The following is a 26334-nucleotide window of genomic DNA, read 5'->3' as shown; positions in this document are numbered from 1 at the left end:
CAGTGAGTGCTATCGATAATGCTGTTAAAAACAGCTTGAGCGGCCGCCTTCCTGTTATTATTTTTATTATGTCGGTGTTGCTTGGCTTAATGGCATTAAAGCAAACCCCGCGTGAAGAGGAACCGCAAATTGTGGTTCCTATGCTTGATATATATGTAGCAGCACCAAACGTTGAAGCGCCAGAAGTAGCCAGGCTGGTAACAGAGCCATTGGAGAAGTTATTGGCGCAGTTAACGGGTGTTGAGCATATTTACTCAACTACACAAAGTAATGCTGCTGTTGTCACCCTTCGCTTTGAAGTCGGTCACGATCGTGAGCAAGCTATTCTCGATACTTACGCTAAACTCTATAGCTATCAACACACGATGGCGTCAGTGATCAGCTCATGGCAAATACGTCCGGTTGAAGTGAACGATGTGCCCATTGTGATGCTGGGCTTATTTAGTAAAGATCCAAAACTTTACGATGACTATCAACTAACCCGCTTTGCTAACGAAATCGCTAATAGTTTACAGCGCATCGAAAACACCAGCGAAGTGAAAGTGATTGCTGGTAGAACCCGTCAATTAACAATTAACCTTGATGCAAGTGCTCTTGCTGCCCATCAAACAACCCTAACTGATGTGTATTATGCGCTTAGCGTATCTAACCAATTAGTGAATGTGGGCAGTGTTGTTGAGGGTAAGCAGCAAATTGCCTTACAAGTGGGTGATGTTTTACGCTCTCAATCTGCGATTGAACGTCTTGTTGTCAACGTGGTAAACGGTAAGAGTGTTTATCTAAGCGATGTGGCCGAGGTGAGTGATGGTCCAAGCGAAGCGCAAAGCTATCAATGGCTGGCTCATTCAGATAACCAACAACAACTTCCTTTAGTCACCATTAGTGTCGCTAAGCAAGCAGGCACCAATGCGGTCGCTGTAGCCAACGAAGTGCACAGCATGATGGACAGTTTATCGGCTAATCTATTGCCAGATGAAGTGGGCTACACCGTACTGCGTTATTATGGCCAAACCGCGAACGAGAAAGTAAATAACCTTACCTCAAGCTTAGTGTTTGCGGTATTTACCGTGGTTATTTTTGTTGGCGTATTTTTAGGTTGGCGACCAGCGATTGTGGTTGGTTTGGCAGTGCCTATTTGCTACGGCATCACCCTGACACTTGATTTTGCCTTTGGCTATACAATTAACCGAGTCACACTGTTTGCACTAATCCTTTCTTTAGGTTTGTTGGTTGATGATCCAATTACTGGGATAGACAACATAAGTCGTTTTTTAACCCACAAAGGCGATAAAAAACAACGCATAGTTGATGCCATGAGCGAAATTCGTGTGGCGCTGTTTATGTCAACATTGACCATTATGGTGGCGTTTATCCCACTTGCGTTTATTACTGGCATGATGGGGCCGTACATGGCACCGATGGCATTCAATGTGCCAATTAGTGTAATGGTTTCGACCATAGTGGCATTTTTTGTTACGCCGTGGTTGGCAATGAAACTACTTAAAGCGCCAGTCGGTGACAGCGTTCAACTCGATGCCAATCAGCATGGCTTATATGAGCGCATATTATCACCATTACTTGAGTCTAAAGGCCGCGCCAAACTCGTTTTATGGACTACATTAGCCTTGTTTGTCGCCAGTGCCATGTTACCCGTAATGCGTGCAGTGCCTTTAAAGCTATTACCGTTTGATAATAAAAACGAGTTACAAGTTTTAATTGATATGCCAGAAGGTACAAGCCTGGAGCAAACCGCCGCTTTCACTCGACAAGTACAAACCATCACTTGGCAACTAAATGAAGTAAGCGAGGCGGCAGCCTACGTTGGTCAGCCATCAAGCATGGACTTTAATGGTATGGTGCGTGGGTATTATCGACGTGAAGCAGCGAACCTTGCTGAGCTCAGAGTATTATTGCTCGATAAGACTGAGCGTGATCATCAATCTCATGGCGTGGTCATGCGCTTGCGAGCAGCATTAGCGCCACTGGCAACCGATGGCATTGTAATTAAAGTGGTTGAAGTGCCACCGGGTCCGCCTGTTTTAAGTACCTTAGTGGCTGAAGTTTACAGTGAGCCATTTGTTGATACAGACACGCACTATCAAGCAGCCCTTGCTGTTGCTGCAAGGTTAAAACAAGAGCCGCATGTGGTTGAAGTTGATACCAGTATTGCTGCCAATGCACCCTTACAGCGTTTTGTTACCGATAAAAGTAAAGCGTCATTGTCGGCGGTGTCTACGCAAGATATTGCCCAGACCTTAGCCATTGCCTCACATGGGAAAAATGTTGGGGTGTTATATGTTAGCGGCGAAACAGACCCTGTCGATATAAAGTTACAACTGCCTTATCAAGATCGTAACCAATTTGCTCAATTGCTGGCATTACAAGTTCGTGGTGATAGGGAGCTTGCAAAAACCAGTGATGAATTTGGGCTGCAAAGTGCACCACGTCCGCTGGTGGCGCTTTCTGAGTTAGGTGAATTTCAGCATCAAGATGTTGCCAAGCCAATTATGCGTAAAGATCAGCGTAATGTTGTGTATGTAATGGCTGAGCTAAATGGCCGTACACCCGCTGAAATTATTGCTGACGTCAATGCCGACTTAGGCATCAGCGCTGACGAATTTAGCCAAACTGATTGGCAAAGTAGGCACTTTTTCAACAATGGTGGTAGCCAAGCTTGGCAATTACCTGCAGGCACTGACGTGACCTTTAGTGGTGAAGGTGAATGGCGAATTACCATCGATGTATTCAGAGATATGGGGGTTGCCTTTGCGTTTGCGCTAACAGCAATTTTCATCATCTTACGCATTCAAACACACTCTGCCAGTTTGTCACTGATCATCATGTCGGCTATTCCATTAACCGTAATAGGGATCATGCCGGGCTTTTGGCTATTAAATCAATTTGGAGAGCGCAGCATTGCTGGTGCTCCAGAGCCGGTGTTATTCACTGCAACAGCCATGATTGGCATGATTGCACTTGCTGGTATTGTGGTTCGTAACTCACTTATTTTAGTTGAGTTTATTAATCAAGCTCGCGGCCAAGGTATGGCAATTAAACAGGCTTTAATCGCCGCAGGCACCGTGCGTATGCGCCCTGTGTTACTCACAGCGGGAACCACCTTATTAGGTAACTTGGTGATCACCCTAGATCCGGTATTTAGCGGTCTAGCGATCGCAATTATTTTTGGTATTGTGGCATCAACATTGTTCTCATTATTTGTTGTGCCACTGGTTTATTATTTAGTGTTTGCAAAGGATGCAGCCAAAGAGGAACAAGCTCATGCAGGGTAAATCAAAACTTATTGGTTCAATCATCGCGTTATCAGTGATTATTGTGGCGGTACTTTACATGGCGGGCAGTTTTTCTGATAAGCAAGCTGCAGGCATGAAAACCCCATCGGCAAATGATTACACTGGTCAGTTAGTGACTGTGACACTGGCAAATATTGCGCGTGATGAAGTTGTACCGGGCACCGTGATTGCAAAACAAAATACGCAAATCTCTTCTCGTGTAATGGCACAAGTTGAGCGTTTAAATGTACGCGCTGGCGATACTGTAAAACAAGGTGACGTGCTAATTACCTTGCAGCAAGATGACTTTGAAGCAGGGCTGGCTCAAAGCGAAGCACAAATAAATGCAATTAATGCCTCGCTGACTCAAGCGGAGAAACAACTAAAGCGTATTAACGATTTATACAAGCAAGGCTTGGTATCTGTTAGCGAATACGACGATGCAAAAGCAAGGTTCGATAATTTAACTGCGAACCTAGCGATTGCTAAACAGCAGCAAACACAAGCGCAAGTTGCACTGAGTTTTACGCAAATTAAAGCGCCGATTTCAGGTGTTGTGGTTGAGCGTTTTGCAGAGCCTGGCGATACCGCAACTCCTGGCACGCCATTACTCGCGCTGTATAACCCACAACAATTGCAATTAGCATTTAATGTCAGAGAACAACAAGCAATTAAATTGAATGTTGGGCAAACTTTAACGGTCAAATTACCTGCTTTATCTACGTCAATGCCTGCCACAGTGACAGAAATTGTGCCCGTTGCTGATAGTGCTGCGCGTAGTATGGAAATCCGTTTAGAAACAGATGCCCAAACTGGGTTAATGCCTGGTCTTTATGCGCAATTACAATTACCACTCGCCACTGAAAAAGGGGTGTTGATTGAGTCAAGCTGGGTGCAGCAATATGGCCAATTGAGTATGGTCTATTTACTTGAAAATAATCAGATAGTGCGTCGCTATGTGCGCCTTGGCGAAATGCTCGATGGTAAGCAGCACATCGTTTCAGGTTTAAACCCGGGTGATGTGCTGGCTGTTGATTTTAAAGCTAAATAAAGGTCGCTATTTCGTCCAGCGACTTTTTCACTAAGGCATGCTCAGGGATGGTTGCATCTGTGCTTGGGTAGCCAGCAATTAGCAGCATGTAAGGGCGCTCATTATCTTTATCTCGGCCACAAATTTCGGTTAAAAAGCTCATTGGTTTTGGTGTATGCGTAAGGGTAGCAAGGCCAGCTCTGTGTAGTGCTTGAATTAAAAAACCGGTTGCTAGGCCAACAGATTCATGAACATAGTAATTGGTATTTTTGTCATCGGCAGAAATACCGCCTTTCTTTTGACTAAACACGGCAATTAGCCAAGGTGCATGCTCAAGGTAGGGCTTACTGGCATCGGTGCCAAGTGGTTTTAAGGCATCTAACCATTCTTCACCTGCGCGACCTTCATAAAATGAGCGCTCTAGTTTTTCAGCGGCTTCTCGAATTTGTTTTTTCACATCGCTGCTGTGTATTGCTACAAAGTGCCAAGGTTGATGATTGGCCCCACTGGGTGCAGTGCCAGCCGCTTTAATACAAGTTTCGATTATTTCTTTTGGCACTGGGCGATCGCTAAAGCTACGAATACTGTGGCGACGCTGACTCACGGCTAAAAACTCTTCGGCGCGTTTTAGCATCTCGTCATGAGGGTACTCAATAAAGTCATTGAGTGGCTGATTCTTGTGTTCTTGCATGGCTTTTCGCTTCTTGTGTGTTGATGATTTTAATTATGAATATGTTGGTTTCGACGGTACTCTTTTAATTCATTGCTTAACCAATCTTTTGCATTGATTAAGTTACCGTTGCTGAGTTTAACTTTATAGGGCTTACCGCTCCATGAGCTTTTGCTCGCCAGATTTTCGATAAACTTTTCGGCAGTTTTTGCATAGCGGGTTGCTTTTCGATACTTCATAGCTAGGTGTTCGGCAGCATCTTGGCTTGAGTGCTCTGTGCCGTTGCGAATAAATACGGCATCACTCTTAGCGACAAAATCAATGAGGTGATTTATCTCTTGTTCTGGGGTCGCTGCATAACTGAGTTGGCTAATGCTCAATAACATTAACGCGATAAACCAATATCCTTTCATTATTATTTTCACTGTACTTTTTGCTCTATGGTCAGGGTTGCAATGATTGGGTTATGATCTGAGCTTGCAAGCTCAGGTACTATGGTTGTCTTTATTTTGACACCGCGCACCCATACTTGGTCAAGCGCTAAGCCAAATGCTTTGGTACGTTTATCATCTAAATAGATAGCTTCGTGTAAACCTAGCTGGGTTAATGTTTTCTGTAATAATGCTTGGCGCTCATCACTCCAAGTATTGAGATCACCGGCAAATACGATTGGGCCCTTATGCGTTTGCATAATAGCAGCGGCATCGTCTAGCTGTTGTTTAAAGTCACTAACGCCAAAAGCAAAGTTAATGGCATGCAGGTTAATACTCAGTAATAACTGTTGATCTGGCAGTGCATACTCCACAATATTGGTGGCTTTTGGGCTCCGTAGCCAAGGTTCTTTGTGGGTGAGTGTGCAATGCACCGTAGCTGGCCAGCGGCTGAGTGTCATAACCCCAGATTGCACGCCACCACTCTTATACCCTTTAGCAAATCGCCAATAAGGTTTGAGCTTTGTAAGCGCAGGTTCTTCGATAGCTTCTTGCAGTAACACAATATCAGCATCGGCATTTAGGTTTTGCAAATCGGTGAGCAAGCCATCTATTTGCGCCTTGTAAATATTCCAACTCAATAACTTGAACTGATAGGGCAAAATATAATGTTCAGCGTAAGTTTGCATACGACTTTGTGCTAACTGCTGTTGGCAATTAGCAAGGTTCACAGCGGTTTTGGTTATACCTTGTTGCTCATCAGAGCTAGGATCGCTTGAAAAGCTATACCAAGACAGCACACTTAAACACACAAGTAATAAAAATATTCGTAGATATGCCGTCATAATGACCTTTAGTTACTTTCCTTGAGAGTTAGTCGTCGATAGCCCCAGTTTAGTTCAAAGGCTAAATGTTAGAAACTGTAGTATTTCCTACAATTTCTATACGCTTTCTTACCCAAAATGAGTACTCATATTCTTATACTTACTGAGCTTAACAACTCAGACAAAGGAACTACTCATGAAACAAATGGCCTGTATGCTGCTTGCCTTATCGGTGACAGCGTGTTCATCAGTCACCATAGTGCCAGAAAAAACAACCAATAAATTAGCTACTAAAGCTGATTACCAAGATAGCCGACCATTCTTTTTGTGGGGCCTCGTTGGTGAAGAGCGCGTTGATGTAAAGGCTATTTGCCAAGATAAAAAAGTTGCCCAAATGCAATCGCAACAAACATTCGCTGATGGCGCATTAGGACTCGTTACACTCGGAATTTATGCTCCTCACACAGTAAAAGTATGGTGTGAGCAACAAGCACAGGAGCAACAATTATGAAAAGCCTACTAGCAACAACTGTGTTAGTGGCAACCTTAAGTGGTTGCACAAATATCTACTTTGATAATGGCAGTGCTGCACAAGCCAATAAAGCGCCTGCAACAGAGCAATGGCATCATAACTTTGCCGCGGCGCTTTACGAAGGTTCAGAGCCTGTCGACCTATCTGAGGAGTGCCCTGATTCCGAATGGCAAACCGTTCACACTTATAAGTCGTTCACCAATGGTTTAGCTGAAGCTGCAGTAAACCAAGTTGGGCCTATTTGGTACCCGAAAACAGTTGAAATAAGCTGCGCTCAAGTAGCTTATAAGCCAGACTAGTTATTCATAACGCAGTGCATCAATTGGGTTTAAGCGTGCCGCTTTAATAGCGGGCGCTAAGCCAAACACAATACCAATCAATGAAGTAAAGCCAAATGACAGCATAATCGCCCAACCCGGTATGTAGGCATCTGGCATGCTCGGCACTAAAACTGAAATTAGTGCCGCAGCACCGTAGCCTATCGCTAAACCAATTAAACCACCAAACAGTGATAGCACCACCGCTTCAACTAAAAATTGCAGCATAATAAAACCAGGTGTTGCCCCTAATGCTTTTAAAGTGCCGATCACACGCGTACGTTCTGTTACCGAAACCAGCATGATATTCATCACTCCGATACCACCAACTACCAGGCTGATACCTACGATCCCCGCGGTAATTGCGGTTGCACTTCCGGTAAATTTATCGATATTAGCACGGGCTTTTTCGGCGGTTTCAAATTCAAAGTCGTCATCTTCACCGTCTTTCAGTTTATGTAATTGACGTAAGATGCGGCGAATTTTAGCCAGTACTTGCGCTTCGTTAGCATCGTCTTTCAAACGAAACATCATTTGTACATTGGTATCAACACTGCCGCCCTCTAGCGCACTCATGGTACTTATCGGAATATTAATGTAATCGTCTTGGTCAAAACCTAATAAACTACCTTGTTTTTCAGCAACACCAATAATGCGAAACCACTCACCACCGAGTTTGATATATTCACCTACAGGGTTTTCAGGCAGGTTAAGCTTTTCGATAATTGAAGGGCCAATAAACGCCACTCTACGGCGTTTTGCATCATCTTCTGCGCGAATAAATCGGCCGAGTTCTGGGTAGGTGCGGTAAGCTTTTTGGTAGTCTTGCTCTGTGCCCATTACCCGTGAAGCATGGCTTTTATTGCCATACTCTGCTGCACCCGAAAAGCGCCAAGTAAACATAAGCGCAGTAAAGGTTTCAGCTTCTTTCACGCGTGCTTTTAGAGTTAGAAAGTCGCTGTAGGTTAACTTTGCTTGTTGCCCTACCATTTCTTTTTCTACGCTAGTGTAAGGCTTTATATTGGTGACATCTGGAGACATATCAGCAAGCTGATCATTAATTTGCTTGGTAAACCCTTGCATTACTGCTACCACGGTCACAACTGCAGCAACACCAATAATAATGCCCAAGCAGGTAAGGGCACTACGCATTGCATTGGCTTTAATTGCCATCAGTGCTGCTTTTGTGCCTTCCATTACAGCGATAGCAGATTTAAACATGTTGTCTTGCTCCTTCGCCTTTGCGGGTATCACTAACAACTTTGCCATCAACTAAACGAATAACACGTTGGCAGTGATCAGCAATATCTTGTTCGTGAGTAACCAAAATAATGGTGTGTCCTTCGTTATGAAGCTCATCAAACAGCGCCATGATCTCAGTGGTGGTTTTACTATCTAGGTTACCGGTAGGCTCATCACCAAGTAGAATATGGGGCTTAGTAACTAGTGCGCGAGCTATAGCGACACGTTGACGTTGACCGCCAGAAAGTTGGCTTGAAAGGTGATTCACCTTATCGCCAAGACCAACCCGTTGTAATGATTCGAGCGCTTGTTGCTTTCGCTCTTTGGCTGAGATAAATCGATACACTAAGGGCTGCATAACATTTTCAAGGGCGGATGCTCGTGGTAATAAATTGAAACTTTGAAAAATAAAGCCAACACTTTCATTACGCTGATGAGCAAGCTCCGTTTCGGTCATGCGCTTTACGAGCTTATCTTTTAAATAGTAGTCACCACTGGTGGGAGTATCTAAGCAGCCAAGCAAGTTCATCAGGGTTGATTTACCTGAGCCGGAAGGGCCAATAATGGCAACATACTCATTTTGAGCAATTTCAATATTAATATCATCAAGGGCTTTGAAAACTTGTTCGCCCATTTTGTATTGTTTATTGATATTACTGAGTTTGATCACCACAGACATTAGCTAGCACCTTTTTCAGGGCTGTTTTTAACGGCTACCGTATCACCCTCTTTAAGTGAGCTAAGTGGTCTAGCTGGGCCGATAACAATACGATCTCCTTTTGCAACACCGCTGGTTAGCGCTTGTTCGATATCTGAAGAAATACCTACCGTAACAGCTGTTTTAGTTACTGTGTTATCAGCGTTAAGCTTCCAAACAAAGTAGCTATCATCCTCTTTTTGAATAGCTTCAATAGGCAGTTTTAAGCCGTTTTCGGCAATGCTTGTGGCGATTTCTGCGCGGCAGCTCATTCCGGCATAAAGCTGGCGGTCAGTGGCATCAAGCAGTACCTTGACTTTAAATGATAAGCCTTGTGAACCAGCTTGATTTTTTGCTGATGTGCCAATGTTTATGACTTTGCCAGTAAAAGGTTGATTTGGGTAAGCGGCAGCATAGATATCTGCATGTTGGTCTAGTTTGATACCAGCAATATCGGTTTCATCCACTCGAAGTTCGGCTAATATTGCGCTGGGGTCAGCTACTAGCATCAAGTCTGAGCCAATAATGTTGGTTGTTCCCGCAATAACGGTTTCACCTTCTTTAATATTTACCGAAGCAAGTAGGCCACTCATTGGAGCGCGAAACACGCTTTTATTTAAACGGTCTTCAGCAATCAATAGTGACGCTTGGGCTTGGTTGTAAGCTTCACGTTTTGCTTCAATATCTATTTTTGCTAAATCGCGGGCATTTTGTAGGTTTTCATACACTTCTTGGCCAGCAAGGCCAACTTCATAAAGCTCTTTTTGGCGGCTTAATTGGCGCTCAATATTTTTTAATCGGGTTTCGCTATGTTTAATATCGATTTCGGTCGCACGAAGCACAGCTTTATTGCGGGCAACTTCAGATTCAAACGCGGTCGTATCTAAGCGCATAAGAATATCGCCTTCAGTGACACTTTCGCCTTCTTCTACAAACACTTTCGCTACACGGCCAGTCACTTCTGAGCGCAGTTGCACTTGGGTGTTAAAAACTAGGTTACCAGAGGCTAAAATTGAATCGGCAATATTGCCTTGTTCAACTTCTGCAATATGCATTTCTGGTGCATCTTTATTGCCTGTGACTTGTTTTGAGATTAGTAAAGCGACAAATGCCGTAACAGCGAGGCCAATTATAATGGCTTTTTTCATCTTTCTTCCTTGGAAGTTAAGAGCGGCATATTGCCGCTCAAAGCAGAATTAAACGAGAGCGATTACAGTCCAAATACCGTAAATAACAATACTTGGTAAGGCTGCAAACAGTAGTGCCTTATTGAAAGTGAAATTAGTCCAGCTCTTTAAACCGATAGCTGCGATGAAAATACCCCAAATAGAAAAGATATTGAGACTTTCAAGTAAGGTGTAGAATGGGTGGCCAATTTCTAAACCAATTAAAAGTTGGTTAATCGAAGCATAGTTAAATAACGTCTGTGAGATTTGGTCGGTACTCGCAGTTAATACTAAGATGAGTAAACCTAGGCTTGAAATAATCATTGGCATCATAGTCCACACACCAAAGCCATACCACGCACCATAGCCATAATTAGCTTCTGGGTCTTGCTTAGATACAAATAGGTAGTAGCCTGCCATTAGAGCATTAATAACAGCCAAACCAATAATGCCACCAAACATAGCAAACCATACTTGCATATCTATGGTTTGCTCCATGCTTTGGCGAATCATTTTTTGTTCTGCAATGGTGGCATCAACACTGGCCGCTGCCACTTGTTGATCTATTAAAAACTGCGGGTCAGCCTTATTGTAAAAAGCAAACATGCTGGCAGCGAGAATGCCGGCAAGTAAAATAAAGGCAACAAAAGACCAACCTTTTGCCTCTTTTAAACCATTAAAGGCTCTGCTTGGACTGATAAAAATATCAACCAAAGCAGTCATAACATTTGACGATTTCATTTTTTATTCCTTGTTTTATAACATTTGTTTTTAGGTACTAAAATATCCTGTTTAGTAACAAATTAGCAATCTATTTTGTAACTGTATGTTAACAGCTGTGATTGGTAAATCTGTGATATGGTTAAAGAGTTAATTTGAGTCGAGTTTATTAGGAAAAGTAGGTCGTTATGGTGAATAACAATGATCGTTGTATTGATGAGTTGGTATTAGGGTTCTGGCGTTTGCTAGATTGGCAGATAACGCCCCAGCAATGCTTAAGTTTTTTAGAAAATGCAATTGAAATGGGGGTGTCACATACCGATCACGCTGACATTTACGGTGAATACGGTTGTGAAGCTGAATTTGGTAAAGCACTTAAACTAAAACCAAGTATTCGTGATGAAATCAAAATAATCACAAAGTGTGGTATCAAGCCTGCGTTTGCAAGCCTAGGGCTACAAGGCAAAGCAAATCATTATGATTCAAGTGCCGCGCATATTATTGCCTCGGCACAGCAGTCACTTAAAAACTTCAGCACTGATCGTTTAGATGTATTACTTATTCATCGCCCTGATTACTTGATGAACGCCGATGAAATGGCACAAGCATTTAATACCCTAAAAGCAAATGGTGATGTGCTTGACTTTGGTGTATCTAATTTTACCCCATCGCAACTTAGCTTGTTGCAGTCGCGTTTAGACTTTGAGCTTGTGACTAATCAAATTGAGTTTTCACCTTACGAGATGAAAGCCCTTGATGATGGCAGCTTAGACCAATGCCAATTACTTGATATCAAACCTATGCTTTGGTCTCCATTAGCTGGGGGTCGCTTATTCTCAAGTGAAGATGAAAAAGCGGTGCGTTTACGTGCAGTGTTGGAGCAGGTTGGGGCTGAAATTGGCGCCACAGCCATTGATCAGGTTGTTTATGCTTGGCTGTTAATGCACCCAAGTGCACCGTCTGTGGTACTTGGTACGGGTAATATTGAGCGTGTTAAATCAGCTGTTGACGCTAAGCAGCTTACTATGAACCGTGAACAATGGTATCGCATTTGGCAAGGCTCAACTGGTCATAGTGTACCATAAGTGTATTGATATAAATGAGAAAAGGGCCTTAACGGCCCTTCGTGTTGCAGCAAGTAACACATTCTTTATAAAGTGAAGTCAACCGCGTAAGCGACGTACACTTTTACATCTGAACCATCAATGTCGTTGTCTGAAAGACCGAAAGTAAAGCCGTCTTTCGACACTGAAACACCGTAGTCGATGATGTCATCATCACCAATGAAATCCCCTGAGTAATGACCTAAGTGAAGGGCCATTTCTGCACCGGTACTGCCAACTGGGAAACTGTAGTCAGCATTTAAATAAAGTGAATCACCAAAATCTGTACCGTCACCGCTTGCTGCTGATGTTGCTAGGACAGCTGCACCAAAGGTGAAACTACCCATGCTAATGCTACCGTAGATTTCTGAGAAGTCTGCATCTGTGTAAGACGCTGCATCTGGGTATGCATAATAAATGTAGCCAACATCGTAGCTAAAGGTTTCATTGATTTCACCGCCAAAACCAGCATAAAGGTCTAGCTCGTAAGTCATGTCGTCAGCCCAGCTAGCATTCGATACCCAAGTACCCGCATAAAAGCCAGATTCACTTGCGTAGTCGATACCACCTTGGATTGCAGCATCACCACCGCCTTGCTCTTGACCACGCCATAAGTAGTTTGAAGTTGCCGCAGCGTTTGCTGTGACTTCTGCATAGCTATATGTTGAGCTCAAAGTTAATAGCGCAAGGGCGCTTGCTGCGACCGTTTTTTTTAGTTTTAGCATGTTTCTGTATCCTGTTGTTATGTTGATTTTGTCCCATTTTCAGATTGCAGTCTGGTTATTATTTGAGGACATTTTCTATGTGTTGTCTGGATACGATATTGCACTGGTTGTGCCAAGTTAATTTCTAACGGGATATTTTATGCTTAAAGGCTTTAAAAACAGGCTTTTAAACTTGTTTAATTGTGAAAAGGATGGTTATTTGAATTGTTCATGCGCACATGTGTGGTGCAAAAAATAACCCGGTTGCACAATTGCGAAGCAACCGGGTTTTGCTTATTTGAGAGTAACTTAGCCGAAAATTGCACGCATTAGACTAATGGTTTCTTCAACACTGCGGCCTTTTTCTACTTCACTGATGATTGAATCGCGCTTAGCTTTGATATGTTCAGGGATATCATCATTTGCTAATGCTCGGTCTACCAGTATCTCTGCTGATTCTTTGCCACGGCGTACGGTCTTTTTACCTGCTGAGCTCGTGGTACTCTTAGGTTTGTTTAACAACTTAATATAGTTAGAGTTATCAGCGGTACTTTTATCTGCATAATAAAAGAAGTTAGGCAATAGGGCTTTGATTTCAACCAGAGATTGTTCAAGCTCATTTGCTGCACTGGCCATTTTGAACCAAGGCATGCTATGTATTGCTTCGACAACATCTTGCCAGTAGCGCTCAAAATCACGGTTATTAAGCTTAGTAATGCCTAATGCCGCACAAAGGGCATCAAGTTTACTATTTACGATTGGTGTAAACACGTCAGGTCGGCGCATCGCAAGCAAGCGAGTAGCAGGAGCAAGCGTTGGCTTTTCATCGCTGCCATTAAATGCCATGAAGTAAGCAACCATAAAATGCTGATAATGTTCTTGCGTTACTTCACCCTCAAGTGGAATGTGTGCAAGCGCCTCATCGAACGCACCTGGTAAATCACTCAACATTTGGTGGAAACCTTTCGCGTTCTTAGTAGAAGCAAACCATTCAACGTCGAAGTTATAGCTACTTGGATCAAGCGAGGCACTGTGTTTACCTGAAAACGCTAAACGGTCTTCTGGGATCATCTCTTTTAGGGATTGCGATTTAATTGCAGCAATGTACTTAGCTAAGCGTAGTTGCTCATCAAGGGCTACAAGCTCTTTATGCTGCTCGATGAAGCCTGCAATAACAGGCCATGGCGCAACCCTTAATGTTTTTAGCTGCAAAAAGCTGATTGCAGAAATTAATAAGTCATGAAGTTTTTTAAGAGTGGGTAATTGCTTATCTTCTAACAGATCGTAGTTAATGCGATCGCGGCTTGCACTTAATAGCTCATAGCACCAACCTAAAAAGTCTTCAGGGTGGTTTTCTACTTTAACTGCCATAAGGTTTAAGCTGATATCAGAGGCTTGCTTGAGAATATTTTGATAAATTTGACTTTCTTGCTCGCCAAGCGCCATTTTTGACGGTGAAATAAGCAGTTTCTTCATGCTTAATCGATACTCCAGTTTTGACCAAATTGGGTTGTTTAATTTTAGTACACAGGGTGCAAAAACAACAGGGTCGTGCATCATACCGAAGTAATGAAATGATGCAATCTTACTGATAATTTATAAGTAAGATTGCGACTGACGTGGTTTATTAATCATGGTCATCGAGTGTAAATAATTGCTCAACACTGAGTTCAAAGTGAGCAGCGATTTTTAACGCGATAATCACTGAGGGTATAAAGCGGCCTGTTTCAACTGTGCTAATGGTTTTACGTGATACTGCAATAGCATCAGCAAGTTCTTGCTGCGATAATCCCTTTTCTTTGCGGAATTTAGCGATATTATTTTGCACTTTTATACCTAGTCTCTACTTTGCCAAAGAATTGATACGCCATATATCAAACACATCAAGGCAAGGTAAAATGTGGCCATCATGCTATGAGATACATTTAAAGCAAGTTCATCAGACAATAAAAAAATAGCCCCCATGCTAAAAAGTAATCCAAGCACAACATGTTTATAAGCGATGGTATCAATCGTATTTAAAAATTCATCCTTATAAGTAAGGCGATAACCAAGTTTCCATGTAAATCCCCCTCTAATCACAAACATAAAGAAAGATCCTAAAAATGCGGCAACACCAATAAATAGTAAAAATACAGATGTTTGCTTGAGCATTGGGTAAACACTAATAATTAATAACGTGACTCCCATGAATATTGAAAACCATTCGTTATGACTCATAAACTTTTCTTCCGTTTTGATATCTTGCTTAGACATAATCGTTTCCTTTTATTTTAAACTCAAATGTAACCTACAGGTATCAATGTAACCCTAGGGTATCATACGGTCAAGATCTTTTTGTAACCTATAGGTATCAAAAAGTTTCAGCGCTGATTCATATTCTTGTACCTAAGCTTGTTTACAAACCTTTTTGTGTGTTCGGCAATGCAATTGCGCCTAACTCCCGCTATGATAAGAACATTGTTTGCCCATTTTTAAGGATGATTATGAAAACCTTACTGAAAATTGTTGGTGTCATCTTCGTATTACTGATTGCATTGGTAGTCGCAGCACCATTCCTAATACCTACAGACGCGATATTTAATAAAGTATCGGAGCAAGTAGAACAAACCACAGGTCGTAGTCTGACTATTAATGGCGATAAAAAACTGTCGGTATTTCCATCATTAAAACTCGAATTGAATGATGTGCACTTTGCCAATATGCAAACTGGCTCGCAAAAAGATATGGCAAGCATGCAGCAACTTGCTATCCGTATCCCGTGGATGTCGTTATTTGGCGGTGAGTTTAAGCTCGATAAATTCGTTATTAACGAACCAACAATTTTGTTAGAAACCGATAAAAATGGTAAAGCAAACTGGCAATTATTTGATGCGGTTGCTGAGCAACCACAGACAGAGCAGCAAAAGAGTTCTGGCGCTGTTAACTTACCAGATAACTTTGATATCGAACTTGGTGAAGTAGCAATCTACGGTGGTACTTTCACTTATCTAGATGGTAAAACCGGGGCAAAGCAACAGATAAGCGATTTAGAGTTAGCCATCTTATTACCTTCTCTTCGTAAGACCTTAGAATTAAAAGGCGGTATTACCTATATGGGTGAGCGCTTTGATTTAGATGTCACCCTAGATACACCTGTTAAAGCGATTGAAGGCGAAACCTTTAATGTAAGCACTGAGGTTGATTCACGTTTAGTCGATTTAAATTTTAAAGGTGCAATTGCAGAAATGGGTAATGACGTGCAAGGGCTTCTTTCTGTCAGTGGTGACTCAGTAAAAAATATTGCGAGTTGGCAAGGTGTTGAGCTTAATGCAAAAGAAAATGCGTTTAATGCCTTTAATGTAAAAGGTTCGATGCACCTAAAAGGACAGCAGTTTAAGCTTACTGAGCTACTTGCCACCCTCGATGAGCTGCAAATTAAAGGTAAAAGCGATATTAAGCTTGGTGAACGTTTAGCTGTGAATGCCGATATTGATTTGGGCATGCTTGATTTAAACCCTTACCTACCAGAAGGCGTAGCTAAACAAGAGCAAGCAGAGCCTGCAGCAGATGCGCCAGCACAACCAATTGTTTGGGATGATACTGCAATTGATATGAGCGGCTTAAATGCACTTGATGCAAATGTAGTCGTGCGTTCAAGTGGCTTACAAGCAAATGATATTACCCTTGGTGAAAACCAGTTAACGGTGAACCTAAAAAATGCAGTGGCAAAAATCAGTCTAGACAAGTTTGTTGCTTATGAAGGCAATGGTAAAGGTGTGATAACCGTTAACGCCAAGCAAACACCTTATAAAATTAGTACTAACTTTTCTTTAGATAAAATTGATGCACAGCCATTACTAACTGATGCGGCTGGTTTCGATAAGTTAATGGGTAAAGGCTCTCTAAATTGGGATCTAACGACCACAGGTCAAAGCCAAAAGAGCTTTATCAATGCTTTAAATGGTAAGTTAGGCTTTGAGTTTGCTGATGGTGCGGTAAAAGGGGCCAACATTGCAGAGATGGTTCGTAAAGCAAAAGAGCTTATCAAAGGTAACTTGAGTGCAGTATCAGAAGGTTTAGATACAGGCTTTGATAACTCACAGCAAACAGACTTCTCGGCATTGCAGGGCAGTTTTGTATTCACTAACGGTGTTGGTGAAAATAAAGACCTATCACTACTTAGCCCGCTTATTCGCATTACAGGCTCAGGTAAAGTTGATTTACCTATGACGAATGTAGACTATCGCTTGGTAACGGGGATTGTTGATTCAATCGAAGGGCAAGGCACGACCGATGACAGTACCGGCTTTAAAATTCCACTGCGTATCAAAGGTCCATTCCATGATGTTGGTTATAGCCTAGATGTCAGTGATGCGGCTAAAGAAGAAGTCAAAGAAAAAGCTAAAGATAAAATCAAAGACAAATTAAAAGGTCTATTTGGTAATTAATAAAAATTTAATTAAAGTCAAAAACAGGGCGCATTTGCGTCCTGTTTGTTTTATAATCAATAACAAACCAGCAAGCTGCTGTAATTCCTCAATGCAAGCATTGCGATTAATTCCAAATTAATTAAAAAATAACCTACCACTTCCTTGCCATTGCTGCTACAATTGCCCGCCCTTAAGAGACAACTTGCTTGTTTTTTGAGTGGAATTTAACCGAAATGTCTTGATTTTAAACAAAATTAAGGCGCGTTGTAATTTCTACACCGGAGGTCATTAACATGATCCAAATGCAAACTCAGCTGGACGTTGCTGATAACAGCGGCGCTCGCAAAGTGCAGTGTATTAAAGTCCTTGGCGGTTCGCACCGTCGCTATGCAGCGGTTGGCGATATCATCAAAGTTTCTGTAAAAGAAGCTATTCCTCGCGGTAAAGTGAAGAAAGGTGATGTTAAAAACGCGGTAGTTGTGCGTACTAAAAAAGGCGTTCGTCGTCCGGACGGTTCTTTGATCCGTTTCGATAGCAATGCGGCTGTTATCTTAAACGATAACTTACAGCCAATTGGTACTCGTATCTTCGGCCCTGTGACTCGTGAACTTCGTACTGAAAAGTTCATGAAAATCGTTTCACTAGCACCAGAAGTACTATAAGGAGTCTATCATGGCAGCAAAAATCCGTCGTGATGACGAAGTAATCGTACTAGCAGGCAAAGACAAAGGTAAGCGCGGTAAAGTGCTTTCAGTTGTTGCTGAATCTGGTCGAGTATTTGTCGAAGGCATCAACTTAATCAAGAAGCACCAAAAGCCTGTTCCTCAGTTGAACCAAGCTGGCGGTATTGTTGAGAAAGAAGCGTCTATCGACGTATCAAACGTTGCGATCTACAACTCGGAAACGGGTAAAGCAGATCGTGTAGGTTTCAAGATTGAAGATGGTAAGAAATTACGTATCTTTAAATCTACTGGTAAAACTATCTAATAGTTGGAGTAGAATGATGGCGAAACTGCATGAAGTATATAAAGACAAAGTAGTTGCTGAGCTTCAAGAGAAGTTTGGTTTCAGCTCTGTCATGCAAGTCCCTCAGATCGAAAAGATCACATTAAACATGGGTGTGGGCGAAGCTCTAGCTGACAAGAAGATCCTAGATAACGCTGTTGCGGATCTAGAAGCAATCTCTGGTCAGAAACCTCTAATCACTAAAGCACGCAAATCAGTTGCTGGCTTCAAAGTGCGTGAAGGCTACCCAATTGGTTGTAAAGTAACCCTACGTGGCGAGCGTATGTGGGACTTTTTTGAGCGTTTGGTTTCAATCGCTATCCCACGTATCCGTGACTTCCGTGGTGTAAGTGCTAAGTCTTTTGATGGACGTGGTAACTACAGCATGGGCGTACGTGAGCAAATCATCTTCCCAGAAATCGATTATGATAAAGTAGACCGTGTTCGCGGTTTAGATATCACAATCACTACTTCTGCGAAAACAGATGATGAAGGCCGTGCGTTGTTAGAAGCGTTTAACTTCCCATTCAAGAAATAAGGGTAGGGTTATGGCAAAGAATTCTATGAAAGCGCGCGAAGCAAAGCGTGCGAAATTAGTTGCTCAGTTCGCTGAAAAGCGTGCGGCACTAAAAGCTATCATCAGTGATGTTAATACATCTGACGATGATCGTTGGGACGCGGTATTAAAGCTACAAGCTTTACCACGTGATTCTAGCTCTTCACGTCAACGTAATCGTTGTAACGTTACGGGCCGCCCACATGGTTACCTTCGCAAATTCGGCATGAGCCGTATTAAAGTTCGCGAAGCAGCTATGCGCGGTGAAATTCCTGGCCTTAAAAAGGCTAGCTGGTAATAGTATCACGGGAGTAAGACTATGAGCTTGCAAGATCCTATTGCGGATTTGTTTACACGTATCCGTAACGGTCAGTCAGCGAAGAAAGTATCAGTAACGATGCCAACTTCAAAACTGAAAGTAGCAGTAGCTAAAGTATTAAAAGATGAAGGTTATATCGCAGATTACGCTGTAAGCGGTGAAGCGAAGCCTGAGCTTTCTATCGATTTAAAATATTTCGAAGGCAAAGCTGTTATTGAAAACATCCAGCGTGTTAGCCGCCCTGGTCTACGTATCTATAAGAAACGTGACGAATTACCAAAGGTAATGGGTGGTCTTGGTATCGCTATCGTATCAACTTCTAAAGGCCTAATGACAGACCGCGCAGCACGTAGTGCCGGCGTTGGTGGTGAGATCATTGGCTTTGTAGCTTAATCGGAGGGGAACTATGTCTCGCATAGCAAAGGCACCAATCAATGTTCCTGCCGGTGTAGAAGTTACATTAAAAGGCCAGGACATCACAGTTAAAGGCAAAAACGGTGAATTAACTCGTACAATCAACGACGCTGTTGAAGTACAAGTTAACGACAACGTTATTACAACTTTACCTCGTGAAGGCGTAGCTAATGCATGGGCACAAGCAGGTACTGCTCGCGCTCTAATCAACAACATGGTTGTTGGTACGCATGAAGGTTACGAGAAGAAACTTCAGTTAGTAGGTGTTGGTTACCGTGCAGCAGCTAAGGGCAAAGTATTAGACTTAACTCTTGGTTTCTCACACCCAGTGAATTTCGAAGTACCAGAAGGTATTACGATTGAAACACCAAGCCAAACAGAAGTTCTAGTTAAGGGCGTAGACAAGCAGTTAGTTGGTCAAACAGCTGCTAACATCCGTGCATACCGTAAACCTGAGCCTTATAAAGGTAAAGGTGTTCGTTACGCGGACGAGAATGTACGCCGTAAAGAGGCTAAGAAGAAGTAAGGTAAGACGATGGATAAAAAAACAGCTCGTCTACGTCGTGCTAAGCGCACTCGTAGAAATTATATTGAACAAGGCACAACGCGTCTTGTTATCCACCGCACGCCACGTCACATTTACGCTCAAGTAGTTACTGCTGAGGGTACTGTACTGGCTGCTGCTTCTACTGTTGAAAAAGCAATTAGCGAAACAGTTAAAGGCACAGGTAACGTTGCAGCTGCTCAAGCAGTTGGTAAAGCGGTTGCTGAACGTGCAGCTGACAAAGGCATCGAAAAGATTGCTTTTGATCGCAGTGGCTTTAAATATCACGGCCGTGTGAAGGCGCTTGCTGATGCAGCGCGTGAAGCCGGTCTGCAATTCTAGGAGTAGACAATGGCTAACGTAGAAGCAAAGCAACAACAGCCTGATTTGGCTGAAAAGCTAATCGCGGTAAACCGTGTGTCTAAAGTGGTTAAAGGTGGTCGTATCTTTAGCTTCACTGCACTAACAGTAGTTGGTGACGGCGCAGGTAAAGTAGGTTTTGGTTATGGTAAAGCACGTGAAGTTCCAGCTGCTATTCAAAAAGCAATGGAAAAAGCACGTCGCAACATGATCAGTGTAGACCTTAACGGTAACACGCTACAGCACCCAATCAAGGGTCGCCACGCGGGTTCTAAAGTATACATGCAGCCTGCTTCTGAAGGTACAGGTATCATCGCCGGTGGTGCGATGCGTGCAGTACTAGAAGTAACTGGTGTACAGAACGTATTGTCAAAAGCATACGGTTCAACTAACCCGATCAACATCGTTCGTGCAACGATTGCTGCTCTAGAGAACATGAACTCTCCAGAGTCAATCGCTGCTAAACGTGGTCTTAGCGTTGACGAAATCACGGGGTAAACCATGGCTAATAAAACTGTAAAAGTAACACAAGTAAAGAGCTCTATCGGTCGTTTACCGAAGCATAAAGCTACATTACGCGGTCTTGGTCTACGTCGTATCAATCACACTGTTGAGTTAGAAGACACAGCATGTGTGCGTGGTATGATTAACCAAGTTTCTTACATGGTAAAGGTTGAGGGTTAATTCGATGCATTTGAATACACTTTCACCTGCTGCTGGTGCAAAAACTGAAAAGAAACGTCTAGGTCGTGGTATTGGTTCTGGTCTTGGTAAGACTGGTGGCCGTGGTCATAAAGGCCAAAAATCACGTTCTGGCGGTAAAGTACGCGTTGGTTTCGAAGGCGGTCAAATGCCTATGCAACGTCGTCTACCTAAATTTGGTTTCACTTCACGTAAATCATTAGTATCTACTGAAGTTAACCTTTTTGAAATCGCTAAAGTTGAAGGCGATGTAGTAGACGTAAACGCGTTACAAGCAGCTGGTCTAGTTAAAAAGAACATCCAGTTCGTTAAAGTAGTTAAATCTGGCGAAGTTTCACGCGCAGTTACCGTTAAAGGTCTTAAAGTGACTAAAGGTGCTCGCGAAGCTATCGAAGCTGCCGGAGGCAAGGTAGAAGACTAAGGAAGTACTAATGGCTAAACCAGGTCAAGATATGAAAAGTGCACAAAGTGGGCTTTCGGAATTGAAGCGTCGATTACTATTTGTATTAGGTGCTATCATTATTTACCGTCTAGGTTCATTCGTGCCGATCCCTGGGATTGACGCCGCTGTACTTGCCGATTTCTTCGAGCAACAAAAGGGCACCATTGTTGAAATGTTTAACATGTTCAGCGGTGGTGCGCTTGAGCGCGCTTCAGTGTTAGCACTGGGTATTATGCCGTACATCTCGGCTTCGATTATTACGCAACTATTAACGCATATGTATCCGCCGTTTATAGAGCTTAAGAAAGAAGGTGAGCAAGGGCGTAAGAAAATTAGCCAGTACACACGCTACGGCACGCTTGTGCTTGCTACAATCCAATCAATCGGTATTGCTACCAGCTTACCGGGCATGATGGACGGGTTAGTTGTTAACCCAGGTATCGGTTTCTACTTCACTGCTGTAGTGAGTTTAGTAACTGGTACTATGTTCCTAATGTGGTTGGGCGAACAAATTACAGAACGTGGTATCGGTAACGGTATCTCAGTTCTGATTTTTGTTGGTATCGTAGCTAACCTGCCGTCTGCTATTGGTTCGACAGCCGAAATGGCGCGCCAAGGTGATCTGAATGTACTTGTACTGTTATTGATTGCTGTAATCGTATTCGCTGTTACTTACCTAGTTGTATTCTTTGAACGTGGCCAACGTCGTATCGTCGTTAACTACGCAAAGCGTCAACAAGGTCGTCAGGTATTTGCTGCTCAAAGCACGCACTTACCACTGAAAGTAAACATGGCGGGTGTTATTCCACCAATCTTTGCTAGCAGTATAATTCTGTTCCCTGGTACAATTGCAAGCTGGTTCGGCCAGGGTGAAGGTCCGGTCGCTGATGTGCTACAAGCAATCGCTACAACGTTGACTCCAGGTCAACCTTTATATGCGATGGTTTTAGCTGCGGCTATTATCTTCTTCTGCTTTTTCTACACCGCGTTGGTATTTAACCCGCGTGAAACAGCAGATAACCTGAAAAAATCTGGCGCATTTATCCCAGGTATTCGTCCAGGTGAGCAGACATCTAAATACATTGATAAAGTGATGACACGCCTGACATTGGCAGGTGCTTTGTATATAACCTTTATCTGTCTGGTGCCCGAATTCATGACTATGGCATGGCAAACGCCATTCTATTTCGGCGGTACATCAATTTTGATTATCGTTGTTGTAATCATGGACTTTATGGCACAAGTACAGACGCATCTGATGTCACATCAGTATGATTCTGTGCTGAAAAAAGCAAACCTTAAAGGCTACGGTCGATAAGGTCATTTTACGGAGTTGAGCAATGAAAGTACGTGCTTCCGTTAAGAAAATATGCCGTAACTGTAAAGTTATTAAACGTGCTGGTGTAGTACGCGTAATTTGCAGTGAGCCTAAGCACAAGCAAAGGCAAGGCTAATTAAACAGTCGTGCAGGCTGAGTTATTTACTCGGCCTGTGTTTTTAGTTGTGATTTGGTCTTCGTTTGAGTATCCTTACGGGCTTTTCAAACAGATGATTACCAAATTCAAATATAGGAGATGTGTTAGTGGCCCGTATCGCTGGCATTAACGTCCCTGATCATAAACACGCAGTTATCGGTTTAACTGCTATTTATGGCATAGGTAAGACTCGCTCTAAGGCTATCTTAGCAGCGACTGGTATCGCCGAGACCACAAAAATCGGTGAACTTTCAGACGAAACACTTGACGTATTGCGTGAAGCAGTTGGCAAGTACACTGTAGAAGGTGACCTTCGTCGTGAAGTTACATTAAATATCAAGCGCCTTATGGACCTTGGTTGTTTCCGTGGCCTACGTCACCGTCGTTCGTTACCACTACGTGGTCAACGTACTAAGACTAACGCGCGTACTCGTAAGGGTCCTCGCAAGCCTATCAAGAAATAAGGTGGGGTAGATTATGGCTAAAGCACCAATTCGTCGTAAGAAGGTTAAAAAGCAAGTTGCTGATGGTATGGCTCACGTTCATGCTTCTTTCAACAACACTATTGTAACAATTACCGACCGTCAAGGTAATGCACTATCTTGGGCAACAGCAGGTGGTTCAGGTTTCCGTGGTTCACGTAAATCTACTCCATTCGCGGCTCAGGTTGCTGCAGAGCGTGCAGGTACTGCTGCTCAAGAATACGGTTTAAAAAATCTAGAAGTTTTCATCAAAGGTCCAGGTCCAGGTCGTGAATCTGCTGTACGTGCTTTGAATGCTGCTGGTTACCGTATCACCAACATCACTGACGTGACGCCAATCCCTCATAATGGTTGTCGTCCACCGAAGAAACGTCGCGTTTAACAATAGGTTAGGAGAAATAACATGGCAAGATATTTGGGCCCTAAGCTCAAGCTGAGTCGTCGTGAAGGTACTGACCTGTTCCTTAAGAGCGGCGTAAGAGCTATCGACTCTAAGTGTAAACTTGAGACTGCACCTGGTCAGCACGGCGCTCGTAAAGGTCGCTTATCTGATTACGGTTTACAGCTACGTGAAAAGCAAAAAGTACGTCGTATCTACGGTGTATTAGAAAAGCAATTCCGTAACTACTACAAAGAAGCTGCTCGCCTTAAAGGTAATACAGGTGAAAACTTGTTACAGCTTTTAGAGCAACGTTTAGACAATGTTGTATATCGCATGGGTTTTGCTAGCACACGCGCTGAAGCACGTCAGTTAGTAAGCCACAAAGCGATTTTAGTTAATGGTCGTGTTGTGAACATTCCTTCATACGTAATTACTCCAGAAGATACTGTTGTAATTCGTGAGAAGTCAAAAACACAAGCACGTATCATCGCTGCTCTAGAGTTGGCTGAGCAACGTGAAAAGCCGACTTGGGTTGAAGTTGACGGTAAGAAAATGGAAGGTAGCTTCAAGCGCCTACCTGAGCGTTCAGATCTGTCTGCGGACATTAACGAACAACTAATCGTCGAACTTTACTCTAAGTAAAGTTAAGAGTTAAGAGAGGATAAAATGCAGGGTTCTGTTACCGAATTCCTAAAACCAAGGTTAGTCGATATCGACGCTATCAACCCAACGCGTTCTAAAGTAGTTTTAGAACCATTAGAGCGTGGCTTTGGTCACACTTTGGGTAATGCCTTACGCCGTATACTGTTATCATCTATGCCTGGATGTGCAGTAACTGAAGTAGAAATCGACGGTGTATTGCATGAGTACAGCGCGAAAGAGGGCGTACAAGAAGACATCATTGAAATTCTGTTAAACCTTAAAGGTCTAGCAGTAACTTTAGAAGGCAAAGATGAAGTTTTTCTGACCCTGACTAAATCTGGTGTAGGCCCTGTGACTGCGGCTGATATTCAGCACGATGGTGATGTAACTATCGCCAACCCAGATCACGTTATCTGTCACCTTACGACAGATAGCAGCGAGATCAGCATGCGTATTCGTGTTGAGCGCGGTCGCGGTTATGTGCCGGCATCTAGTCGTTTATCCTCTGATGACGATGAGCGTCCAATTGGTCGTCTGCTGCTTGATGCATCATTCAGCCCAGTTGAACGTATTGCGTACTCGGTTGAATCAGCCCGTGTTGAGCAACGTACAGACTTAGACAAGTTAATCATTGATATGGAAACAAACGGCACTTTAGATCCTGAAGAAGCGATCCGCCGTGCGTCTACTATCTTAGCTGAGCAATTAGATGCATTCGTAGATTTACGTGATGTAACTGAGCCAGAAGAGAAAGAAGAGAAGCCAGAATTCGATCCTATTCTGCTTCGTCCAGTTGATGATCTTGAGCTAACAGTACGTTCAGCAAACTGTTTGAAAGCCGAGCAAATTCAATATATCGGTGATTTAGTTCAGCGCACTGAAGTTGAGCTTCTTAAAACGCCTAACTTAGGTAAGAAGTCTCTAACTGAAATTAAAGACGTGCTAGCTTCACGTGGTCTTTCTCTAGGTATGCGCCTAGAAAATTGGCCGCCTGCAAGCCTAGCTGAATAATCTAAATCACTATATTAGTTTAGTTAGAAGGATAGGGTCATGCGCCATCGTAAGAGTGGTCGTCAATTAAACCGTAACAGCAGCCATCGCAAAGCGATGTTCAGCAACATGGCTGGTTCTTTGGTGAAACATGAAATCATCAAAACAACTTTGCCTAAAGCTAAAGAGTTGCGCCGTGTAATTGAACCTTTAATCACACTGGCTAAGACTGACAGTGTAGCAAACCGCCGTTTAGCGTTTGCTCGCACGCGTGATAATGAAGTAGTTGGTAAATTATTCAGCGAAATCGGTCCACGTAATACAGACCGTCCTGGTGGTTACACTCGTATTCTTAAGTGTGGCTTCCGTGCTGGTGATAATGCACCAATGGCTTATATTGAACTAGTTGGTCGCCCAGCGACAAACGAAGAAGTTCAAGAAGACGCGCAGTCTGCAGAGTAAGTCGTAAAGACACCAAAAAGCCGAGCTTATGCTCGGCTTTTTACTTTCTAAAATTCACTATCAATAAAACAGCTCTATCAACCCCAAACATTACCATACAATCTTGAAGCACCTAGCACCTAGCACCTAGCACCTAGCACCTAGCACCCAGCAATTAAGATCACATATAAAGATCAATTCGCGTTCTTTTATAGTTAAATCACCTTCTATACAACTTAAATACAAGCTCATTTATAAAAAACACTGCCTAAATAGCCATAATACGAGTAATTTAGTGTTATTTTTACCCGTTTCGTTCGTATTTTGCGCGAACAGTTATTTTTTTCATAAAAACTTCAAAAAACAGTTGATCTCAATTCGGATCTCCCTATAATGCGCATCCACCGACACGGCGGACTGCTTACAAAAAAGCAAAACGACG

At 42.9% G+C, this 26334-nt stretch carries 34 protein-coding genes; 23 read left to right on the top strand and 11 right to left on the bottom strand.

Annotation, left to right across the window (positions count from 1 at the left end):
- Positions 1-2 precede the first annotated feature (2 nt).
- Together CWC02_RS11675 and CWC02_RS11670 are read left to right on the top strand one after the other, a co-directional pair.
- Positions 3-3290, top strand: coding sequence for an efflux RND transporter permease subunit (locus tag CWC02_RS11675; RefSeq protein WP_138618400.1), 3288 nt, complete (start codon positions 3-5; stop codon positions 3288-3290).
- Positions 3280-4341: an efflux RND transporter periplasmic adaptor subunit gene (locus tag CWC02_RS11670; RefSeq protein ID WP_138618398.1), complete on the top strand. Its 1062-nt coding sequence runs from the start codon at positions 3280-3282 to the stop codon at positions 4339-4341. The genes CWC02_RS11675 and CWC02_RS11670 overlap by 11 nt, the downstream gene beginning before the upstream one ends.
- On the opposite strand, the gene CWC02_RS11665 is transcribed toward CWC02_RS11670, so the two are convergent.
- From CWC02_RS11665 to CWC02_RS11655, 3 genes are read right to left on the bottom strand one after another with little or no spacing between them, the layout of a single operon-like run.
- Positions 4334-5011 (bottom strand): nitroreductase family protein, encoded by a 678-nt coding sequence (locus CWC02_RS11665; RefSeq protein ID WP_138618396.1) that lies wholly within the window; start codon positions 5009-5011, stop codon positions 4334-4336. The two genes, CWC02_RS11670 and CWC02_RS11665, sit on opposite strands and share 8 nt — an antisense overlap.
- 29 nt (positions 5012-5040) lie before the next feature.
- The gene (locus CWC02_RS11660; RefSeq protein WP_138618394.1) at positions 5041-5403 is read right to left on the bottom strand and encodes a YfeK family protein; all 363 of its coding nucleotides are present in this window, start codon (positions 5401-5403) and stop codon (positions 5041-5043) included.
- Positions 5404-5411: 8 nt separating this feature from the next.
- Positions 5412-6266, bottom strand: coding sequence for an endonuclease/exonuclease/phosphatase family protein (locus CWC02_RS11655; protein WP_138618392.1), 855 nt, complete (start codon positions 6264-6266; stop codon positions 5412-5414).
- Between the two features lie 175 nt (positions 6267-6441).
- On the opposite strand from CWC02_RS11655, the gene CWC02_RS11650 reads away from it, so the two are divergent.
- Both CWC02_RS11650 and CWC02_RS11645 read left to right on the top strand, forming a co-directional pair.
- Positions 6442-6756 carry a Bor family protein gene (locus CWC02_RS11650; protein ID WP_054554401.1) on the top strand — a complete coding sequence of 105 codons (315 nt, stop codon included), beginning with the start codon at positions 6442-6444 and terminating at the stop codon, positions 6754-6756.
- A complete protein-coding gene (locus tag CWC02_RS11645) occupies positions 6753-7076 on the top strand; it encodes a Bor/Iss family lipoprotein (RefSeq protein ID WP_138618390.1) in 324 nt (107 codons plus the stop codon). Before CWC02_RS11650 ends, CWC02_RS11645 begins: the two co-directional genes overlap by 4 nt.
- Here CWC02_RS11645 and CWC02_RS11640 read toward each other — a convergent pair whose 3' ends face one another.
- The 4 genes from CWC02_RS11640 to CWC02_RS11625 are packed head-to-tail and all read right to left on the bottom strand — an operon-like array spanning position 7077 to position 10940.
- Entirely contained in the window at positions 7077-8315 is a 1239-nt protein-coding gene (locus tag CWC02_RS11640; RefSeq protein ID WP_138601053.1) for an ABC transporter permease, read from the bottom strand. It lies immediately after the preceding gene.
- Positions 8308-9015: an ABC transporter ATP-binding protein gene (locus CWC02_RS11635; protein WP_138618388.1), complete on the bottom strand. Its 708-nt coding sequence runs from the start codon at positions 9013-9015 to the stop codon at positions 8308-8310. The genes CWC02_RS11640 and CWC02_RS11635 overlap by 8 nt, the downstream gene beginning before the upstream one ends.
- Complete coding sequence (locus CWC02_RS11630) at positions 9015-10181, bottom strand: efflux RND transporter periplasmic adaptor subunit (RefSeq protein ID WP_054554397.1); 1167 nt, start codon at positions 10179-10181, stop codon at positions 9015-9017. The genes CWC02_RS11635 and CWC02_RS11630 overlap by 1 nt, the downstream gene beginning before the upstream one ends.
- A gap of 48 nt (positions 10182-10229) precedes the next feature.
- The gene (locus tag CWC02_RS11625) at positions 10230-10940 is read right to left on the bottom strand and encodes a YIP1 family protein (protein WP_138618386.1); all 711 of its coding nucleotides are present in this window, start codon (positions 10938-10940) and stop codon (positions 10230-10232) included.
- A gap of 170 nt (positions 10941-11110) precedes the next feature.
- Here CWC02_RS11625 and CWC02_RS11620 point away from each other — a divergent pair, with 170 nt between their 5' ends.
- A complete protein-coding gene (locus tag CWC02_RS11620) occupies positions 11111-12004 on the top strand; it encodes an aldo/keto reductase (RefSeq protein ID WP_138601069.1) in 894 nt (297 codons plus the stop codon).
- 65 nt (positions 12005-12069) lie between these two features.
- On the opposite strand, the gene CWC02_RS11615 is transcribed toward CWC02_RS11620, so the two are convergent.
- From CWC02_RS11615 to CWC02_RS11600, 4 genes are all read right to left on the bottom strand, one after another.
- Positions 12070-12747 (bottom strand): TorF family putative porin, encoded by a 678-nt coding sequence (locus tag CWC02_RS11615; protein WP_054554395.1) that lies wholly within the window; start codon positions 12745-12747, stop codon positions 12070-12072.
- A gap of 288 nt (positions 12748-13035) precedes the next feature.
- Complete coding sequence (locus tag CWC02_RS11610) at positions 13036-14202, bottom strand: hypothetical protein (RefSeq protein ID WP_138618384.1); 1167 nt, start codon at positions 14200-14202, stop codon at positions 13036-13038.
- A gap of 151 nt (positions 14203-14353) precedes the next feature.
- Positions 14354-14554, bottom strand: a complete 201-nt coding sequence (locus CWC02_RS11605; protein ID WP_138618382.1) for a helix-turn-helix transcriptional regulator — start codon at positions 14552-14554, stop codon at positions 14354-14356.
- Positions 14555-14562: 8 nt separating this feature from the next.
- On the bottom strand, positions 14563-14982 hold the full coding sequence (locus CWC02_RS11600; protein ID WP_138618380.1) for a hypothetical protein: 420 nt from the start codon (positions 14980-14982) through the stop codon (positions 14563-14565).
- A gap of 230 nt (positions 14983-15212) precedes the next feature.
- Here CWC02_RS11600 and CWC02_RS11595 point away from each other — a divergent pair, with 230 nt between their 5' ends.
- From CWC02_RS11595 to rplQ, 18 genes are all read left to right on the top strand, one after another.
- The gene (locus CWC02_RS11595) at positions 15213-17156 is read left to right on the top strand and encodes an AsmA family protein (RefSeq protein ID WP_138618378.1); all 1944 of its coding nucleotides are present in this window, start codon (positions 15213-15215) and stop codon (positions 17154-17156) included.
- A 275-nt stretch (positions 17157-17431) separates the two neighbouring features.
- Complete coding sequence (rplN, locus tag CWC02_RS11590) at positions 17432-17800, top strand: 50S ribosomal protein L14 (RefSeq protein WP_010378257.1); 369 nt, start codon at positions 17432-17434, stop codon at positions 17798-17800.
- A 10-nt stretch (positions 17801-17810) separates the two neighbouring features.
- Positions 17811-18125 carry a 50S ribosomal protein L24 gene (rplX, locus tag CWC02_RS11585; protein WP_054554391.1) on the top strand — a complete coding sequence of 105 codons (315 nt, stop codon included), beginning with the start codon at positions 17811-17813 and terminating at the stop codon, positions 18123-18125.
- Between the two features lie 16 nt (positions 18126-18141).
- The gene (gene rplE / locus CWC02_RS11580) at positions 18142-18681 is read left to right on the top strand and encodes a 50S ribosomal protein L5 (RefSeq protein ID WP_058586187.1); all 540 of its coding nucleotides are present in this window, start codon (positions 18142-18144) and stop codon (positions 18679-18681) included.
- A 10-nt stretch (positions 18682-18691) separates the two neighbouring features.
- Entirely contained in the window at positions 18692-18997 is a 306-nt protein-coding gene (gene rpsN / locus CWC02_RS11575) for a 30S ribosomal protein S14 (protein WP_054554389.1), read from the top strand.
- A gap of 21 nt (positions 18998-19018) precedes the next feature.
- Entirely contained in the window at positions 19019-19411 is a 393-nt protein-coding gene (gene rpsH, locus CWC02_RS11570; RefSeq protein WP_054554388.1) for a 30S ribosomal protein S8, read from the top strand.
- A gap of 13 nt (positions 19412-19424) precedes the next feature.
- Positions 19425-19958 (top strand): 50S ribosomal protein L6, encoded by a 534-nt coding sequence (gene rplF, locus CWC02_RS11565; protein WP_054554387.1) that lies wholly within the window; start codon positions 19425-19427, stop codon positions 19956-19958.
- A gap of 9 nt (positions 19959-19967) precedes the next feature.
- Positions 19968-20318: a 50S ribosomal protein L18 gene (gene rplR / locus CWC02_RS11560; protein WP_036974021.1), complete on the top strand. Its 351-nt coding sequence runs from the start codon at positions 19968-19970 to the stop codon at positions 20316-20318.
- Between the two features lie 9 nt (positions 20319-20327).
- On the top strand, positions 20328-20834 hold the full coding sequence (rpsE, locus tag CWC02_RS11555) for a 30S ribosomal protein S5 (RefSeq protein WP_036974018.1): 507 nt from the start codon (positions 20328-20330) through the stop codon (positions 20832-20834).
- Positions 20835-20837: 3 nt separating this feature from the next.
- Positions 20838-21020: a 50S ribosomal protein L30 gene (gene rpmD, locus CWC02_RS11550; protein WP_016710201.1), complete on the top strand. Its 183-nt coding sequence runs from the start codon at positions 20838-20840 to the stop codon at positions 21018-21020.
- Between the two features lie 4 nt (positions 21021-21024).
- The gene (gene rplO, locus CWC02_RS11545; protein WP_054554386.1) at positions 21025-21459 is read left to right on the top strand and encodes a 50S ribosomal protein L15; all 435 of its coding nucleotides are present in this window, start codon (positions 21025-21027) and stop codon (positions 21457-21459) included.
- Positions 21460-21469: 10 nt separating this feature from the next.
- On the top strand, positions 21470-22798 hold the full coding sequence (secY, locus tag CWC02_RS11540) for a preprotein translocase subunit SecY (protein WP_036974013.1): 1329 nt from the start codon (positions 21470-21472) through the stop codon (positions 22796-22798).
- A gap of 22 nt (positions 22799-22820) precedes the next feature.
- On the top strand, positions 22821-22934 hold the full coding sequence (gene rpmJ / locus CWC02_RS11535; RefSeq protein WP_002959476.1) for a 50S ribosomal protein L36: 114 nt from the start codon (positions 22821-22823) through the stop codon (positions 22932-22934).
- Between the two features lie 128 nt (positions 22935-23062).
- Entirely contained in the window at positions 23063-23419 is a 357-nt protein-coding gene (gene rpsM / locus CWC02_RS11530; protein ID WP_036974011.1) for a 30S ribosomal protein S13, read from the top strand.
- 13 nt (positions 23420-23432) lie between these two features.
- Positions 23433-23819 (top strand): 30S ribosomal protein S11, encoded by a 387-nt coding sequence (gene rpsK / locus CWC02_RS11525; RefSeq protein WP_036974009.1) that lies wholly within the window; start codon positions 23433-23435, stop codon positions 23817-23819.
- 21 nt (positions 23820-23840) lie between these two features.
- A complete protein-coding gene (gene rpsD / locus CWC02_RS11520; RefSeq protein WP_036974007.1) occupies positions 23841-24461 on the top strand; it encodes a 30S ribosomal protein S4 in 621 nt (206 codons plus the stop codon).
- A gap of 24 nt (positions 24462-24485) precedes the next feature.
- Complete coding sequence (locus CWC02_RS11515) at positions 24486-25472, top strand: DNA-directed RNA polymerase subunit alpha (RefSeq protein WP_004589198.1); 987 nt, start codon at positions 24486-24488, stop codon at positions 25470-25472.
- 39 nt (positions 25473-25511) lie between these two features.
- Positions 25512-25913: a 50S ribosomal protein L17 gene (gene rplQ, locus CWC02_RS11510; protein ID WP_004589197.1), complete on the top strand. Its 402-nt coding sequence runs from the start codon at positions 25512-25514 to the stop codon at positions 25911-25913.
- Positions 25914-26334: the final 421 nt, after the last annotated feature.

This window comes from Pseudoalteromonas sp. S2721, assembly GCF_005887425.1.
In the GTDB taxonomy this organism is placed as follows: domain Bacteria; phylum Pseudomonadota; class Gammaproteobacteria; order Enterobacterales; family Alteromonadaceae; genus Pseudoalteromonas; species Pseudoalteromonas simplex.
Note: the sequence above shows the minus strand (reverse complement) of the source record. Positions and strands in the feature narration are given on the sequence as shown.

Bases quoted from the DNA above. Each gene is read 5' to 3' on its own strand.
- CWC02_RS11670 (WP_138618398.1), top strand. From the start codon at position 3,280: ATGCAGGGTAAATCAAAACTTATTGGTTCAATCATCGCGTTATCAGTG.
- CWC02_RS11665 (WP_138618396.1), bottom strand. From the start codon at position 5,011: ATGCAAGAACACAAGAATCAGCCACTCAATGACTTTATTGAGTACCCT.
- CWC02_RS11660 (WP_138618394.1), bottom strand. From the start codon at position 5,403: ATGAAAGGATATTGGTTTATCGCGTTAATGTTATTGAGCATTAGCCAA.
- CWC02_RS11655 (WP_138618392.1), bottom strand. From the start codon at position 6,266: ATGACGGCATATCTACGAATATTTTTATTACTTGTGTGTTTAAGTGTG.
- CWC02_RS11650 (WP_054554401.1), top strand. From the start codon at position 6,442: ATGAAACAAATGGCCTGTATGCTGCTTGCCTTATCGGTGACAGCGTGT.
- CWC02_RS11645 (WP_138618390.1), top strand. From the start codon at position 6,753: ATGAAAAGCCTACTAGCAACAACTGTGTTAGTGGCAACCTTAAGTGGT.
- CWC02_RS11640 (WP_138601053.1), bottom strand. From the start codon at position 8,315: ATGTTTAAATCTGCTATCGCTGTAATGGAAGGCACAAAAGCAGCACTG.
- CWC02_RS11635 (WP_138618388.1), bottom strand. From the start codon at position 9,015: ATGTCTGTGGTGATCAAACTCAGTAATATCAATAAACAATACAAAATG.
- CWC02_RS11630 (WP_054554397.1), bottom strand. From the start codon at position 10,181: ATGAAAAAAGCCATTATAATTGGCCTCGCTGTTACGGCATTTGTCGCT.
- CWC02_RS11625 (WP_138618386.1), bottom strand. From the start codon at position 10,940: ATGAAATCGTCAAATGTTATGACTGCTTTGGTTGATATTTTTATCAGT.
- CWC02_RS11615 (WP_054554395.1), bottom strand. From the start codon at position 12,747: ATGCTAAAACTAAAAAAAACGGTCGCAGCAAGCGCCCTTGCGCTATTA.
- CWC02_RS11610 (WP_138618384.1), bottom strand. From the start codon at position 14,202: ATGAAGAAACTGCTTATTTCACCGTCAAAAATGGCGCTTGGCGAGCAA.
- CWC02_RS11600 (WP_138618380.1), bottom strand. From the start codon at position 14,982: ATGTCTAAGCAAGATATCAAAACGGAAGAAAAGTTTATGAGTCATAAC.
- CWC02_RS11595 (WP_138618378.1), top strand. From the start codon at position 15,213: ATGAAAACCTTACTGAAAATTGTTGGTGTCATCTTCGTATTACTGATT.
- rplN (WP_010378257.1), top strand. From the start codon at position 17,432: ATGATCCAAATGCAAACTCAGCTGGACGTTGCTGATAACAGCGGCGCT.
- rplX (WP_054554391.1), top strand. From the start codon at position 17,811: ATGGCAGCAAAAATCCGTCGTGATGACGAAGTAATCGTACTAGCAGGC.
- rplE (WP_058586187.1), top strand. From the start codon at position 18,142: ATGGCGAAACTGCATGAAGTATATAAAGACAAAGTAGTTGCTGAGCTT.
- rpsN (WP_054554389.1), top strand. From the start codon at position 18,692: ATGGCAAAGAATTCTATGAAAGCGCGCGAAGCAAAGCGTGCGAAATTA.
- rpsH (WP_054554388.1), top strand. From the start codon at position 19,019: ATGAGCTTGCAAGATCCTATTGCGGATTTGTTTACACGTATCCGTAAC.
- rplF (WP_054554387.1), top strand. From the start codon at position 19,425: ATGTCTCGCATAGCAAAGGCACCAATCAATGTTCCTGCCGGTGTAGAA.
- rplR (WP_036974021.1), top strand. From the start codon at position 19,968: ATGGATAAAAAAACAGCTCGTCTACGTCGTGCTAAGCGCACTCGTAGA.
- rpsE (WP_036974018.1), top strand. From the start codon at position 20,328: ATGGCTAACGTAGAAGCAAAGCAACAACAGCCTGATTTGGCTGAAAAG.
- rpmD (WP_016710201.1), top strand. From the start codon at position 20,838: ATGGCTAATAAAACTGTAAAAGTAACACAAGTAAAGAGCTCTATCGGT.
- rplO (WP_054554386.1), top strand. From the start codon at position 21,025: ATGCATTTGAATACACTTTCACCTGCTGCTGGTGCAAAAACTGAAAAG.
- secY (WP_036974013.1), top strand. From the start codon at position 21,470: ATGGCTAAACCAGGTCAAGATATGAAAAGTGCACAAAGTGGGCTTTCG.
- rpmJ (WP_002959476.1), top strand. From the start codon at position 22,821: ATGAAAGTACGTGCTTCCGTTAAGAAAATATGCCGTAACTGTAAAGTT.
- rpsK (WP_036974009.1), top strand. From the start codon at position 23,433: ATGGCTAAAGCACCAATTCGTCGTAAGAAGGTTAAAAAGCAAGTTGCT.
- rpsD (WP_036974007.1), top strand. From the start codon at position 23,841: ATGGCAAGATATTTGGGCCCTAAGCTCAAGCTGAGTCGTCGTGAAGGT.
- CWC02_RS11515 (WP_004589198.1), top strand. From the start codon at position 24,486: ATGCAGGGTTCTGTTACCGAATTCCTAAAACCAAGGTTAGTCGATATC.
- rplQ (WP_004589197.1), top strand. From the start codon at position 25,512: ATGCGCCATCGTAAGAGTGGTCGTCAATTAAACCGTAACAGCAGCCAT.